The organism is Cryobacterium sp. TMT2-18-2 (assembly GCF_004402245.1).
GTDB lineage: Bacteria > Actinomycetota > Actinomycetes > Actinomycetales > Microbacteriaceae > Cryobacterium > Cryobacterium sandaracinum.
Window position 1 is genome coordinate 54,035 of record NZ_SOFU01000036.1, and the last position, 12,897, is coordinate 66,931.

The following is a 12,897-nucleotide window of genomic DNA, read 5'->3' on the forward strand; positions in this document are numbered from 1 at the left end:
CCGGATGCCCTGTTTCGCCCCAAGATCCATAAGCAAACTTCCGGAGGACCCCCGTGGCACTTGACGTGCTCACCGACCTGAGTAAGGTCCGCAACATCGGCATCATGGCTCACATTGATGCTGGCAAGACCACCGTCACTGAGCGCATCCTGTACTACACGGGTGTCAATCACAAGATCGGCGAGACGCACGACGGCGCCTCGACCATGGACTGGATGGCGCAGGAGCAGGAACGTGGCATCACCATCACGTCTGCCGCGACGACCTGTTTCTGGGCCTCAAACCAGATCAACATCATCGACACCCCCGGCCACGTCGACTTCACCGTCGAGGTGGAGCGTTCGCTCCGCGTCCTCGACGGCGCCGTCGCAGTGTTCGACGGCAAGGAGGGCGTTGAGCCCCAGTCGGAGACCGTCTGGCGCCAGGCCGACAAGTACGACGTGCCCCGCATTTGCTTCGTCAACAAGATGGACAAGCTCGGCGCCGACTTTTTCTACACGGTCGACACCATCGTCAAGCGCCTCGGCGCGAAGCCGCTTGTCATCCAGCTGCCCATCGGCGCCGAGAACACCTTCGAAGGTGTCGTCGACCTCGTCGAAATGCGTGCACTGACCTGGCGCGGCGACTCCAAGGGTGACGTCGAGATGGGCTCCAAGTACGCCATCGAGGAGATCCCGGCCGACCTCGCCGAGCAGGCCGCGGAATACCGCAAGCTGCTCCTCGAAACCGTCGCCGAGACCGACGACGACCTTATGGAGAAGTACTTCTCGGGCGAAGAGCTCACCGTCTCCGAGATCAAGCACGCGATTCGGGGGCTCACGGTCTCCAGCGAGATCTATCCGGTCCTCTGCGGTTCCGCGTTCAAGAACCGCGGCGTTCAGCCGATGCTTGACGCAGTCGTCGACTACCTCCCCACCCCGCTCGATGTGCCGGCCATCGAGGCCCACGACGCGCGCGACGAGGAAAAGGTCATCATGCGTCACCCCGACGCGACGGAGCCGTTCACGGCCCTCGCGTTCAAGGTCGCCGTTCACCCGTTCTTCGGTCGTCTGACCTACGTTCGCGTGTACTCCGGTCACCTTGACTCCGGCGCCCAGGTCGTCAACTCGACCAAGGGCAAGAAGGAGCGCATCGGCAAGATCTTCCAGATGCACGCCAACAAGGAGAACCCGGTGGCCTTCGTGACCGCCGGTCACATCTACGCGGTCATCGGCCTCAAGGACACCACCACAGGCGACACCCTGTGCGACCCGAACGCGCAGGTCGTGCTCGAGTCGATGACTTTCCCTGACCCGGTCATCGAGGTTGCGATCGAGCCGAAGACGAAGCAGGACCAGGAAAAGCTGGGTCTTGCGATCCAGAAACTGGCCGAAGAAGACCCGACCTTCCGCACCGAGCAGAACCAGGAAACTGGTCAGACGGTCATCAAGGGAATGGGTGAACTTCACCTGGACATCCTGGTCGACCGGATGCGACGTGAATTCAACGTCGAAGCCAACGTCGGCAAGCCTCAGGTCGCCTACCGCGAGACCATCCGCAGGGCGGTCGAGCGTCACGACTACACGCACAAGAAGCAGACCGGTGGATCCGGGCAGTTCGCGAAGATTCAGATCGCGATCGAGCCGCTCGAGATCACTGCCGAGAAGAGCTACGAGTTCGTCAACAAGGTCACGGGTGGCCGCATCCCCCGGGAGTACATCCCCTCGGTGGACGCAGGAATCCAGGATGCGCTGCACGTTGGCGTCCTGGCCGGCTACCCGATGGTGGGCGTCAAGGCAAGCCTGCTTGACGGCGCCGCGCACGACGTCGACTCCTCGGAGATGGCGTTCAAGATTGCCGGTTCGATGGGCTTCAAGGAAGCCGTTCGTAAGGCTGACCCTGTTCTGCTCGAGCCGCTGATGGCCGTCGAGGTTCGTACGCCCGAGGAATACATGGGCGACGTCATCGGCGACCTCAACTCGCGTCGTGGACAGATCCAGACCATGGAGGACGCTCAGGGCGTGAAGGTAATTCGCGCCAACGTGCCGCTGTCGGAGATGTTCGGATATATCGGTGACCTGAGGTCGAAGACCTCGGGCCGCGCGGTGTACTCGATGACCTTCGAGAGTTACGCGGAGGTCCCCCGGGCCGTGGCCGAAGAGATCATCCAGAAGAACAAGGGCGAATAGCCTGAGGCTTCCGGTCTCTCCGGGCCTTCGGGCCCAAATCGCTTCGGCCTCCCGGCCCGAGTAGCATAAGTACACAAATCCAGCAGTTTCACCGGCCGCAAACCAGCGGTCGATGGAGCCATGAGTCCTGAGGAGGACCCACAGTGGCCAAGGCCAAGTTCGAGCGGACCAAGCCGCACGTAAACATCGGAACGATCGGTCACGTTGACCACGGAAAGACCACGCTGACTGCAGCGATCTCCAAGGTCCTTGCCGACACGTACCCGTCCAAGACGAACGTTCAGCGCGACTTTGCGTCGATCGACTCTGCTCCGGAAGAACGCCAGCGCGGTATCACGATCAACATCTCGCACGTTGAGTACGAGACCGAAAAGCGTCACTATGCGCACGTAGACGCACCGGGCCACGCTGACTACATCAAGAACATGATCACCGGTGCTGCTCAGATGGACGGGGCGATCCTTGTGGTTGCCGCTACTGACGGCCCGATGGCTCAGACCCGTGAGCACGTTCTGCTCGCGAAGCAGGTCGGCGTGCCGTCCCTGCTCGTGGCACTGAACAAGTCCGACATGGTTGACGACGAAGAGATCCTCGAGCTCGTTGAGCTCGAGGTTCGCGAACTCCTCTCCGCCCAGGGCTTCGACGGCGACAACGCTCCCGTCGTGCGCGTTTCCGCACTCAAGGCGCTTGAAGGCGACGAGAAGTGGGTCGGCAACATCCTTGAGCTCATGAAGGCTGTCGACGACTACTTCCCGGAGCCCGTCCGCGACAAGGACAAGCCCTTCCTGATGCCGATCGAGGACGTCTTCACGATCACCGGTCGTGGAACCGTCGTCACCGGCCGCGCCGAGCGTGGAACCCTCAAGATCAACTCCGAGGTCGAGGTTGTCGGCATCCGCCCGACCATCAAGACCACGGTCACGGGTATCGAGATGTTCCACAAGCAGCTCGACGAGGCATGGGCCGGCGAGAACTGTGGCCTTCTTCTTCGTGGCACCAAGCGCGAAGACGTCGAGCGCGGCCAGGTTGTCGTCAAGCCGGGTTCGGTCACGCCGCACACCGACTTCGAGGGCACCGCGTACATCCTGTCCAAGGATGAGGGCGGGCGTCACAACCCGTTCTACGCGAACTACCGCCCGCAGTTCTACTTCCGCACCACGGACGTCACCGGCGTCATCACGCTGCCTGAGGGCACCGAGATGGTCATGCCCGGCGACACCACCGACATGAACGTCGCGCTGATCCAGCCGATCGCCATGGAAGAGGGCCTCGGCTTCGCCATTCGTGAAGGTGGCCGCACCGTCGGCGCCGGAACGGTGACCAAGATCATCAAGTAGTTCCCTTCAGAAAATGGGGTCGGTCCTTCGGGGCCGGCCCCTTTTTCGTCCCCGACTTGCGGGGCCAGTTGATCCCGAATCGCCCAAGAACTAGCCTTGACATGAACCTCAACCGCCCCAGATCGGAGCACCCCGTGAATTTCAACGACATCAGCCGCAAAGCGCAGGAGTTCCTCAAAACAGAGAAGGGCGAGAAGATCGCCGACAAGATCCTCGACGGGGGCGCCGCCGCCGCGAACAAGGTCACCGGCAACAAGCACGCCGACAAGATCAAGGATGCCCGAGCGGCGGCGGACAAACACCTCGGTCGCGGTGACGGTCCGACCGACCGCGACGCTCGAGGCACTGGCCCCGACGCCAGGTAACCGCTGGTCGAGCTCACTTCGGTGACCGAGCGCACCGTGGCGCGGGTCGTGCGCCGGTTCGCGCATGGCATGCCACCTGCGAACGGGTCCGCGGCTGTCCCGTGGGGACTCCCCACTCTCGCCGGCTGGCCGCCCGAGGTCCTCTCCCTCACCGAACGCACCCGCGGCGGACGCTCGACGCCGGGTATCCGCAAGCATGCATCGGGACTCGACACGCGGGATATCGCCGTGGTGAACGGACTCCTGGTCACCAGCGTCGAACGCACGGTCGTCGACCTCGCCGCCACTCTGGATCTGAAGTCCGCGGTCGCCATGGCCGACCGCTCCATTGCGGTGGATCGCAGGGGGCGCATTCTGCCTCTGACCACCAGAGCCAGGCTGCTTGAGACCTGGGAAGGGTTGCTTCCTTTCCGCGGTCCGTGCGGGCGCGGGCCGTGATCGACTTCTCTTCGACGCTGTCCGGTTCCCCCAACGAGTCCGGAAGCCGCGTCAACATAGCACTGAACGGATTTCCGGAGCCGGTGCTGCAGCATCCGTTCGTCGTTGAAGGCAAGACCGTCTTCACGGACTTCTACTGGATCGACGAGGACTCGGTGGGGGAGGCCGATGGCAAGGGCAAATACTTCGACCCCTCGATGCGAGGCGGTCGCACCACCGCCGAGGTGGTCGACGACGAGAAACGCCGTGAGGATGGCGTGCGGCGCCAGGTGCACGCGTTCACCCGGTGGGACTTCCCGGTCGGGATGAGTCAGAGCCGGCTGCGCGCTCGACTGCTGCAATTGGGGCTGCTGATCGGGCGCCCGCGACTCCAGTTTCGGTGAGGTGCCGGTGCGCGCGGCGTGAATGGTGGCGGCGACGCGCCCGGGGCGAGAGCCGGCCGAGCCGCGGAACGACGCGGATGTGGCGACACGCCGCCCGCGACACGCCCGGGTTGCACAATGACCCAACCCTGTGGCAGACTCTTCTAGTTCAACACTTTCGACTGCCGCGCTGCACGCGGTGTCGGGATCACTGCCAGGCAGTGCATAGCTTGTGCCGTTCGCCGTGAAAGGCGCCAGGTGCACAGTTAGGCCGCGGGTAGCAGAACATAGCTCAAACCAACAGCCGGGAAAGCTGGGTAAATCCATGCCTCCCCCACGCGCGAGTGTGGAGAAGCGGGTTGGCTCGGCATGACCGCTCCGCGGCCCTGCCGAAATTGACAGATGAACAGTGGTGCGACAGCAGCAGTGCTACTACGGCGTCCAATGCAGCCCCTCGGGATGTACGAAGCCTTGACAAGAAAGCGAGTTCGACATGGCGGGACAGAAAATCCGCATTCGACTTAAGTCGTATGACCACGAGGTCATCGACATCTCGGCGCGCAAGATCGTCGACACAGTGACCCGCGCGGGTGCGACTGTCGTCGGCCCCGTGCCGCTTCCGACCGAGAAGAACGTGGTGTGTGTCATCCGTTCCCCTCACAAGTACAAGGACAGCCGGGAGCACTTTGAAATGCGCACCCACAAGCGTCTGATCGACATCATTGACCCGACCCCGAAGGCCGTCGACTCGCTTATGCGTCTCGACCTGCCGGCCGACGTCAATATCGAGATCAAGCTCTAGGGCCCGCGATGTCTTACGCAGATACCAAGACCACCAAGGGTCTCCTCGGCAAGAAGCTCGGCATGACGCAGGTGTGGGACGAGAACAACAAGCTCGTTCCCGTCACCGTCATCGAAATCTCGCCCAACGTTGTCACGCAGATCCGCAGCAAGGACATCGACGGTTACGCCGGCGTCCAGATCGCTGCTGGGGCCATCGATCCGCGCAAGGTCAACAAGCCTTCCGCCGGACACTTCGAAAAGGCAGGCGTCACGCCTCGCCGCCACCTCACCGAGCTCCGCACTGCGGACGCCGCTGACTACACCCTGGGCCAGGAACTCACCGTTGACGGTGTGTTCGCTGCCGGTACCAAGGTCGACGTCATGGGCACCAGCAAGGGCAAGGGTTTCGCCGGTGTTATGAAGCGTCACAACTTCAAGGGTGTTTCCTCCTCTCACGGTTCGCACCGCAACCACCGCAAGCCCGGTTCCATCGGTGCTTCCTCGACCCCGAGCCGTGTCTTCAAGGGCATGCGCATGGCCGGTCGTATGGGTGGCGAGCGCGTCACTGTGCTGAACCTCAAGGTTCACGCCGTGGATGCGGAGAAGGGCCTCCTGCTGGTCAAGGGTGCCGTTCCCGGCGCCAAGGGCCGCCTCGTATTCGTCCGCAATGCAGTGAAGGGAGCCTAGTCGTATGACTACCTCACTCGATCTCATCGACGCCAAGGGTAAGAAGGCCGGCTCCGTTGAGTTGCCCGCCGAAATCTTTGACGTTCAGACCAACGTCCCGCTGATCCACCAGGTCGTCGTCGCGCAGCTCGCTGCCGCACGTCAGGGAACTCACAAGACCAAGCGTCGTGGCGAAGTTTCCGGTTCCGGCCGCAAGCCGTTCAAGCAGAAGGGAACCGGTCGCGCTCGTCAGGGCTCGATCCGCGCCCCTCAGATGACCGGTGGTGGAATCGTCCACGGACCGACCCCGCGTAACTACGAACAGCGCACCCCCAAGAAGATGATTGCGGCAGCACTGCGTGGATCCCTTTCTGACCGCGCCCGTGGTGACCGCCTGCACGTCGTGACCGCGCTCTTCAGCGCCGAGACGCCCAGCACCAAGGGCGCCATCGAGCTGCTCAGCCAGATCGCCAGCAGCAAGCACGTGCTGGTCGTCCTGGAGCGCACCGACGAACTGACCCTGCGCAGCATCCGCAACCTGCCGACGGTGCACGTTCTGCCGTGGGACCAGCTGAATGCCTATGACGTTCTCGTCAGCGACGACATCGTCTTCACCAAGGGCGCGTTCGACGCGTTCGTGGCGAGCAAGACCAAGAAGGAAGAGGTGTCCGCATAATGGCTACCCCGATCAACAAGGATCCCCGCGACGTCATCATCGCTCCGGTCGTCTCTGAGAAGAGCTATGGCCTGATCGACGAAGGCAAGTACACCTTCATCGTGGACCCGCGCTCGAACAAGACCGAAATCAAGCTCGCGATCGAAAAGATCTTCAAGGTGGAGGTCGCTTCGATCAACACCATGAACCGCATCGGCAAGACGCGTCGCACGAAGTTCGGTCAGGGCAAGCGCAAGGACACCAAGCGTGCCATCGTCACGCTCAAGTCCGGTTCCATTGACATCTTCACGGCCGTCGGCTAAGCGGCGCGGACTAGAGGAATAAGAAATGGCTATTCGTAAGTTCAAGCCCACGACTCCCGGTCGTCGCGGTTCATCTGTTGCAGACTTCGCAGAGATCACCCGGTCCACGCCGGAGAAGTCCCTGCTTCGCCCCCTGTCCAAGACCGGTGGCCGTAACAACCAGGGTCGCATCACCACCCGTCACATTGGTGGTGGACACAAGCGCCAGTACCGTCTGATCGACTTCCGTCGTAACGACAAGGACGGCGTCAACGCCAAGGTTGCTCACATCGAGTACGACCCCAACCGCACGGCGCGCATCGCGCTCCTGCACTTCATGGACGGCTCCAAGCGCTACATCATCGCCCCGAACAAGCTGAACCAGGGCGACATCGTAGAGTCGGGCGCCGGTGCTGACATCAAGCCCGGCAACAACCTGCCGCTAAAGAACATCCCGACCGGTACCATCATCCACGCGGTCGAACTGCGTCCGGGCGGTGGCGCCAAGATGGCCCGCTCCGCCGGATCATCCGTTCGCCTCGTTGCGAAGGATGGCATCTACGCCCAGCTGCGCCTGCCGTCCGGAGAAATCCGCAACGTCGACGCCCGCTGCCGCGCCACGATCGGCGAGGTCGGTAACGCCGAGCAGTCGAACATCAACTGGGGCAAGGCCGGCCGGATGCGCTGGAAAGGCGTTCGCCCGACCGTTCGTGGTGTTGCCATGAACCCGGTCGACCACCCGCACGGTGGTGGTGAGGGTAAGACGTCCGGTGGACGTCACCCCGTCAGCCCTTGGGGCCAGAAAGAAGGGCGTACCCGCCACCCGAACAAGGAAAGCGACAAGCTCATCGTTCGTCGCCGTACCGTCGGCAAGAAGCGTAAGTAGGAGTAGACGATGCCACGCAGTCTCAAGAAAGGCCCGTTCGTTGACGACCACCTGCTTCGCAAGGTTGTCAAGGCGAACGAAGCCAGCAGCAAGAACGTAATCAAGACCTGGTCGCGCCGTTCGATGATCATCCCCGGCATGCTCGGGCACACCATCGCCGTGCACGACGGGCGCAAGCACATCCCGGTGTTCGTCACCGAGAGCATGGTCGGGCATAAGCTCGGCGAGTTTGCGCCCACCCGCACCTTCCGTGGACACGTGAAGGACGACAAGAAGGGCCGTCGCCGCTAACGCGGGGACGTGAAGGAGGATAAGAAATGGTGGAGTCGATCGCACGCGTGCGTCACATCCGCGTTACCCCCCAGAAGGCTCGTCGCGTTGTCAACCTGATCCGCGGCAAGCAGGCCCTCGAGGCCCTGGGAATTCTGAAGTTTGCGCCGCAGGGCGCGAGCGACCCGGTGTACAAGCTGGTTGCCTCGGCAATCGCCAACGCGCGAGTCAAGGCTGATGCAGCCAACACCTTCCTCGACGAGCAGGACCTGTTCGTCAGCCAGGCGTTCGTTGATGAGGGTACGACCCTCAAGCGTTTCCAGGCCCGTGCACAGGGTCGCGCATTCCAGATCAAGAAGCGCACGAGCCACATCACGGTTGTGCTCGCCACTCCTGAGGAGGGTACGAAGTAATGGGTCAGAAAGTAAACCCCTATGGCTTCCGTCTGGGAATCACGACCGACCACGTGTCGCGTTGGTTCTCTGACAGCACGAAGCCGGGCCAGCGTTACAGCGACTTCGTCGCTGAAGACGTCAAGATCCGCCGCCTGTTGAGCACCAGTCTCGACCGCGCCGGCGTTTCCCGCATCGAGATCGAGCGCACTCGTGACCGCGTTCGCGTCGACATCCACACCGCCCGTCCGGGCATTGTGATCGGCCGCCGCGGCGCGGAGGCCGAGCGCATTCGCTCCGACCTCGAAAAGCTCACCGCCAAGCAGATCCAGCTGAACATCCTCGAGGTGAAGAACCCCGAGGTCGACGCTCAGCTGGTCGCTCAGGGCATCGCCGAGCAGCTCTCCGCTCGCGTGGCATTCCGCCGCGCGATGCGTAAGGGCCTGCAGGGTGCCCAGCGCGCCGGTGCCAAGGGTGTTCGCATCCAGGTCTCCGGTCGCCTGGGTGGCGCCGAGATGAGCCGTTCGGAGTTCTACCGCGAAGGCCGTGTGCCGCTGCACACTCTGCGCGCGAACATCGACTACGGGTTCTACGAAGCCAAGACCACCTTCGGCCGCATCGGCGTGAAGGTCTGGATCTACAAGGGCGACATCACCAACAAGGAACTCGCTCGCGAGCAGGCCAACGCTAAGTCGACCCGCCCCGAGCGTCGTGACGACCGACCGCGTCGTGCGCCCCGCGCAGAGGCAGCGGCACCGGTTGCAGCAGGAGTTGAGGCATAACCATGTTGATTCCACGCAGAGTCAAGCACCGCAAGCAGCACCACCCGGGCCGTACCGGCCACGCAACCGGTGGTACCGAGCTGTCGTTCGGTGAGTATGGCATCCAGGCCCTCACGCCCGCCTATGTGACCAACCGTCAGATCGAGTCCGCTCGTATCGCGATCACCCGTCACATGAAGCGCGGCGGCAAGGTCTGGATCAACATCTACCCGGACCGACCGCTCACCAAGAAGCCGGCCGAAACCCGCATGGGTTCCGGTAAGGGTTCCGTCGAGTGGTGGGTTGCCAACGTCAAGCCCGGTCGCGTGCTTTTCGAACTCAGCGGTGTCACCGACATCGTCGCAAAGGAAGCGCTGACCCGCGCTATCCACAAACTGCCCTTGAAGGCACGCATCATCAAGCGCGAGGAGGGCGACGCATAATGGCGATCGGATCCAAGGAGCTCGCCTCAGTCGAGCTCGACACTTTTGAAAACGAGCGGTTGTTCGATGAGCTGAAGAAGGCGAAGGAAGAACTCTTCAACCTTCGCTTCCAGTCGGCCACCGGCCAGCTCGAGAGCCACGGCCGCCTCCGCGCGGTCAAGCGCGACATCGCTCGCATCTACACGGTGCTCCGTGAGCGCGAGTTGGGCATTCGTCCGACTCCCGCACCAGTCGAGGCTCCGGCCAAGGCTGAGAAGAAGACCAAGAAGGCCAAGCCGGCAGTGAAGTCCGTTGACGACTCCGCTGCGGCCGACGCCGCCCAGACGAAGGAGGCCTAGTCATGGCGAAGACTGACGAAAAGGTCGTCGCTGCCGAGGCTGAGGCTCTCGTTCGCGGCTACCGCAAGACGCTGCGTGGTTACGTGACCAGCGACAAGATGGACAAGACCATCGTTGTCGAGGTCGAAGACCGCGTAAAGCACCCCCTGTACGGCAAGGTCATCCGCCGTACGTCCAAGCTGAAGGCTCACGACGAGGCGAACATCGCCGGCGTCGGCGACCTGGTCCTGATCAGTGAGACCCGTCCGCTCAGCGCCTCCAAGCGCTGGCGCCTGGTCGAGATCCTCGAGAAGGCCAAGTAGGCCTCGCGCTTACTTGATAGAAGGGTATAAAAAGTGCTTCAGCAAGAATCACGACTCAAGGTTGCCGACAACACGGGTGCCAAGGAGCTGTTGACCATTCGCGTGCTCGGCGGTTCCGGCCGTCGCTACGCAGGCCTCGGCGACACGATCGTCGCCACCGTCAAGGACGCGATCCCGGGCGGCAACGTCAAGAAGGGCGACGTCGTCAAGGCCGTCGTCGTTCGCGTCAAAAAGCAGACCCGTCGTTCAGACGGTTCGTACATCAAGTTCGATGAGAACGCCGCAGTGATTTTGAAGAACGAAGGTGACCCCCGCGGCACCCGAATCTTCGGACCGGTCGGTCGCGAGCTTCGCGACAAGAAGTTCATGAAGATCATCTCGCTGGCACCGGAGGTTATCTAAATCATGGCCAGACTCAAAAAGGGTGACCTCGTAGAGGTCATCACCGGCCGCACCCAGGCCCGCGGCGGAGACCGTGGCAAGCAGGGCAAGGTCATTGCCGTCCTGGTGGAGAAGAACAGGGTCCTCGTTGAGGGCATCAACTTCGTCACCAAGCACGTTCGCGTTGGCCAGACCCAGCGCGGCACCAAGACCGGCGGCATCGAAACCATGGAGGCGCCGATTCACGTGTCCAACGTGGCCCTCGTCGACCCGGAGACCAAGAAGCCGACTCGCGTCGGTTTCCGCCTCGAAGAAGTAACGAAGGACGGCGTCACCAAGACGGTCCGCATCCGTTACGCCAAGAAGTCAGGGAAGGACCTCTGATGACCGACACTTCAGTTGCAGCAGCAGAAGCGCCCGTTGAGGCCGTCCTGCCGCGTCTCAAGCAGAAGTACCGCGATGAGATCATGGCCCAGCTCAGCAAGGACCTCGGCTTCACCAACGTTCACCAGATTCCGAACCTGGTCAAGATCGTTGTGAACATGGGTGTCGGCGAGGCAGCACGCGACGGCAAGATCATGGATGGCGCCGTCGCCGACCTCACCAAGATCACCGGTCAGAAGCCGCAGGTCACCAAGGCCCGTAAGTCGATCGCGCAGTTCAAACTGCGTGAAGGTCAGCCCATCGGCACGCACGTCACACTTCGTGGCGACCGCATGTGGGAGTTCCTCGACCGGCTCCTGAGCCTGGCGCTTCCGCGCATCCGCGACTTCCGCGGTCTGAGCGACAAGCAGTTCGATGGCAGCGGTAACTACACCTTCGGTCTCACCGAGCAGGTCATGTTCCACGAGATCGACCAGGACCGGATCGACCGTATCCGCGGTATGGATATCACGGTTGTGACGACGGCCAAGAACAACGAAGAAGGCCGCGCGCTGCTCAAGGCGCTGGGCTTCCCGTTCAAGACGGCCGAAAACACCAAGTAAAGTAGCTCTTTGGCTCTTGTAGTACACACCCGGGGCTGGACAACCGTCCAGCCCCACCACGACCAAGGTCGTCACCCGTGTAACGGATGAACGAAACCAGGCGAGAAAGGCACCACAAATGACAATGACAGATCCGGTCGCAGACATGCTGACCAGACTGCGCAACGCTAACTCGGCGTTCCACGACACCGTGTCCATGCCGCACAGCAAGCTCAAAGCGAACATCGCAGACATTCTCAAGGCCCAGGGTTACATCTCGGCTTGGGATGTCAAGGATGCAGTGGTCGGCAAGACCCTCACGCTCAACCTCAAGTTCGGTCCGAACCGCGAGCGTTCCATCGTCGGCATCAAGCGGGTTTCCAAGCCCGGCCTGCGCGTGTACGCAAAGTCGACCGAAATCCCCACCGTTCTCGGTGGTCTCGGCGTTGCCATCCTGTCCACCTCCAGCGGTCTGCTCACCGACCGCCAGGCTGAGAAGAAGGGCGTAGGCGGAGAAGTTCTCGCCTACGTGTGGTAGCCGACAATGTCACGTATTGGAAGACTTCCCATCCCGATTCCCGCGGATGTCACGGTCGCCACTGAAGGCCAGCGCGTCAACGTCAAGGGCCCGAAGGGCGAGCTCGCGCTCACCGTCGCGAACCCCATCGAGGTCAAGATCGAGGACGGCCACGTCGTCGTCACACGCCCGAACGACGAGCGCAACTCGCGTTCGCTGCACGGACTGACTCGCACGCTGATCGCAAACCAGATCATCGGGGTGACGGTGGGTTACACCAAGTCCCTCGAGATCGTCGGTACCGGTTACCGCGTCGCCCAGAAGGGCAGCTCGATCGAGTTCGCCCTCGGCTTCTCGCACCCGGTCCTCGTCGAGGCACCTGCCGGCATCACCCTCACCGTGGAGAGCGTCAACCGCCTCACGGTCGGTGGCATCGACAAGCAGGCTGTCGGCGAGGTCGCCGCCAACATCCGTAAGATTCGCAAGCCGGAGCCCTACAAGGGCAAGGGTGTGCGTTACGCCGGCGAGATTGTTCGCCGCAAGGCCGGAAAGAGTGGTAAGTAACC

Annotated in this window: 21 protein-coding genes; all 21 read left to right on the plus strand. The window is 62.4% G+C overall.

The genetic code is table 11. The annotated features are described in order from the left end of the window. Positions 1-53: 53 nt before the first annotated feature. The 21 genes from fusA to rplF all read left to right on the plus strand — a co-directional run bounded on the left by fusA (position 54) and on the right by rplF (position 12,895). A complete protein-coding gene (gene fusA, locus E3O22_RS11345) occupies positions 54-2,168 on the plus strand; it encodes an elongation factor G (protein WP_104100974.1) in 2,115 nt (704 codons plus the stop codon). A 143-nt stretch (positions 2,169-2,311) separates the two neighbouring features. Continuing rightward, positions 2,312-3,505 (plus strand): elongation factor Tu, encoded by a 1,194-nt coding sequence (gene tuf, locus E3O22_RS11350; protein WP_104171753.1) that lies wholly within the window; start codon positions 2,312-2,314, stop codon positions 3,503-3,505. 134 nt (positions 3,506-3,639) lie between these two features. Beyond that, positions 3,640-3,870 carry an Rv0909 family putative TA system antitoxin gene (locus tag E3O22_RS11355; RefSeq protein WP_241976621.1) on the plus strand — a complete coding sequence of 77 codons (231 nt, stop codon included), beginning with the start codon at positions 3,640-3,642 and terminating at the stop codon, positions 3,868-3,870. Between the two features lie 21 nt (positions 3,871-3,891). Further along, a complete protein-coding gene (locus E3O22_RS11360) occupies positions 3,892-4,308 on the plus strand; it encodes a hypothetical protein (RefSeq protein WP_134395133.1) in 417 nt (138 codons plus the stop codon). Then, positions 4,305-4,691, plus strand: a complete 387-nt coding sequence (locus E3O22_RS11365) for a hypothetical protein (protein WP_134395132.1) — start codon at positions 4,305-4,307, stop codon at positions 4,689-4,691. The genes E3O22_RS11360 and E3O22_RS11365 overlap by 4 nt, the downstream gene beginning before the upstream one ends. Before the next feature lie 472 nt (positions 4,692-5,163). After that, positions 5,164-5,472, plus strand: coding sequence for a 30S ribosomal protein S10 (rpsJ, locus tag E3O22_RS11370; RefSeq protein WP_035834607.1), 309 nt, complete (start codon positions 5,164-5,166; stop codon positions 5,470-5,472). A gap of 8 nt (positions 5,473-5,480) precedes the next feature. Then, on the plus strand, positions 5,481-6,140 hold the full coding sequence (gene rplC, locus E3O22_RS11375; protein WP_134363320.1) for a 50S ribosomal protein L3: 660 nt from the start codon (positions 5,481-5,483) through the stop codon (positions 6,138-6,140). A 4-nt stretch (positions 6,141-6,144) separates the two neighbouring features. Beyond that, entirely contained in the window at positions 6,145-6,795 is a 651-nt protein-coding gene (gene rplD / locus E3O22_RS11380) for a 50S ribosomal protein L4 (protein WP_104100969.1), read from the plus strand. Continuing rightward, positions 6,795-7,097 carry a 50S ribosomal protein L23 gene (rplW, locus tag E3O22_RS11385; RefSeq protein ID WP_104100968.1) on the plus strand — a complete coding sequence of 101 codons (303 nt, stop codon included), beginning with the start codon at positions 6,795-6,797 and terminating at the stop codon, positions 7,095-7,097. Before rplD ends, rplW begins: the two co-directional genes overlap by 1 nt. Positions 7,098-7,122: 25 nt before the next feature. Further along, positions 7,123-7,962: a 50S ribosomal protein L2 gene (gene rplB, locus E3O22_RS11390; protein WP_104100967.1), complete on the plus strand. Its 840-nt coding sequence runs from the start codon at positions 7,123-7,125 to the stop codon at positions 7,960-7,962. 9 nt (positions 7,963-7,971) lie between these two features. Further along, positions 7,972-8,253 carry a 30S ribosomal protein S19 gene (gene rpsS / locus E3O22_RS11395; protein WP_104100966.1) on the plus strand — a complete coding sequence of 94 codons (282 nt, stop codon included), beginning with the start codon at positions 7,972-7,974 and terminating at the stop codon, positions 8,251-8,253. Positions 8,254-8,279: 26 nt separating this feature from the next. Further along, positions 8,280-8,645: a 50S ribosomal protein L22 gene (gene rplV / locus E3O22_RS11400; RefSeq protein ID WP_134395131.1), complete on the plus strand. Its 366-nt coding sequence runs from the start codon at positions 8,280-8,282 to the stop codon at positions 8,643-8,645. After that, a complete protein-coding gene (gene rpsC / locus E3O22_RS11405) occupies positions 8,645-9,406 on the plus strand; it encodes a 30S ribosomal protein S3 (protein WP_104100964.1) in 762 nt (253 codons plus the stop codon). Before rplV ends, rpsC begins: the two co-directional genes overlap by 1 nt. A 2-nt stretch (positions 9,407-9,408) precedes the next feature. After that, on the plus strand, positions 9,409-9,828 hold the full coding sequence (rplP, locus tag E3O22_RS11410) for a 50S ribosomal protein L16 (RefSeq protein ID WP_104100963.1): 420 nt from the start codon (positions 9,409-9,411) through the stop codon (positions 9,826-9,828). Then, the gene (gene rpmC, locus E3O22_RS16620) at positions 9,828-10,166 is read left to right on the plus strand and encodes a 50S ribosomal protein L29 (protein WP_134395130.1); all 339 of its coding nucleotides are present in this window, start codon (positions 9,828-9,830) and stop codon (positions 10,164-10,166) included. The genes rplP and rpmC overlap by 1 nt, the downstream gene beginning before the upstream one ends. 2 nt (positions 10,167-10,168) lie before the next feature. Next, positions 10,169-10,468 (plus strand): 30S ribosomal protein S17, encoded by a 300-nt coding sequence (gene rpsQ / locus E3O22_RS11420; RefSeq protein WP_104100961.1) that lies wholly within the window; start codon positions 10,169-10,171, stop codon positions 10,466-10,468. A gap of 33 nt (positions 10,469-10,501) precedes the next feature. Beyond that, positions 10,502-10,870, plus strand: a complete 369-nt coding sequence (rplN, locus tag E3O22_RS11425; protein ID WP_104100960.1) for a 50S ribosomal protein L14 — start codon at positions 10,502-10,504, stop codon at positions 10,868-10,870. A 3-nt stretch (positions 10,871-10,873) separates the two neighbouring features. Further along, complete coding sequence (rplX, locus tag E3O22_RS11430) at positions 10,874-11,233, plus strand: 50S ribosomal protein L24 (RefSeq protein ID WP_134369268.1); 360 nt, start codon at positions 10,874-10,876, stop codon at positions 11,231-11,233. Further along, positions 11,233-11,835 (plus strand): 50S ribosomal protein L5, encoded by a 603-nt coding sequence (rplE, locus tag E3O22_RS11435; protein ID WP_134395129.1) that lies wholly within the window; start codon positions 11,233-11,235, stop codon positions 11,833-11,835. Before rplX ends, rplE begins: the two co-directional genes overlap by 1 nt. Positions 11,836-11,953: 118 nt before the next feature. Beyond that, complete coding sequence (gene rpsH, locus E3O22_RS11440; RefSeq protein WP_104100957.1) at positions 11,954-12,352, plus strand: 30S ribosomal protein S8; 399 nt, start codon at positions 11,954-11,956, stop codon at positions 12,350-12,352. A 6-nt stretch (positions 12,353-12,358) separates the two neighbouring features. After that, positions 12,359-12,895: a 50S ribosomal protein L6 gene (gene rplF, locus E3O22_RS11445; protein WP_104100956.1), complete on the plus strand. Its 537-nt coding sequence runs from the start codon at positions 12,359-12,361 to the stop codon at positions 12,893-12,895. Positions 12,896-12,897: the final 2 nt, after the last annotated feature.

Coding starts and splice junctions, on each gene's coding strand:
- rpsJ (WP_035834607.1), top strand. CDS start 5,164: ATGGCGGGACAGAAAATCCGCATTCGACTTAAGTCGTATGACCACGAG.
- rplC (WP_134363320.1), top strand. CDS start 5,481: ATGTCTTACGCAGATACCAAGACCACCAAGGGTCTCCTCGGCAAGAAG.
- rplD (WP_104100969.1), top strand. CDS start 6,145: ATGACTACCTCACTCGATCTCATCGACGCCAAGGGTAAGAAGGCCGGC.
- rplW (WP_104100968.1), top strand. CDS start 6,795: ATGGCTACCCCGATCAACAAGGATCCCCGCGACGTCATCATCGCTCCG.
- rplB (WP_104100967.1), top strand. CDS start 7,123: ATGGCTATTCGTAAGTTCAAGCCCACGACTCCCGGTCGTCGCGGTTCA.
- rpsS (WP_104100966.1), top strand. CDS start 7,972: ATGCCACGCAGTCTCAAGAAAGGCCCGTTCGTTGACGACCACCTGCTT.
- rplV (WP_134395131.1), top strand. CDS start 8,280: ATGGTGGAGTCGATCGCACGCGTGCGTCACATCCGCGTTACCCCCCAG.
- rpsC (WP_104100964.1), top strand. CDS start 8,645: ATGGGTCAGAAAGTAAACCCCTATGGCTTCCGTCTGGGAATCACGACC.
- rplP (WP_104100963.1), top strand. CDS start 9,409: ATGTTGATTCCACGCAGAGTCAAGCACCGCAAGCAGCACCACCCGGGC.
- rpmC (WP_134395130.1), top strand. CDS start 9,828: ATGGCGATCGGATCCAAGGAGCTCGCCTCAGTCGAGCTCGACACTTTT.
- rpsQ (WP_104100961.1), top strand. CDS start 10,169: ATGGCGAAGACTGACGAAAAGGTCGTCGCTGCCGAGGCTGAGGCTCTC.
- rplX (WP_134369268.1), top strand. CDS start 10,874: ATGGCCAGACTCAAAAAGGGTGACCTCGTAGAGGTCATCACCGGCCGC.
- rplE (WP_134395129.1), top strand. CDS start 11,233: ATGACCGACACTTCAGTTGCAGCAGCAGAAGCGCCCGTTGAGGCCGTC.
- rpsH (WP_104100957.1), top strand. CDS start 11,954: ATGACAATGACAGATCCGGTCGCAGACATGCTGACCAGACTGCGCAAC.
- rplF (WP_104100956.1), top strand. CDS start 12,359: ATGTCACGTATTGGAAGACTTCCCATCCCGATTCCCGCGGATGTCACG.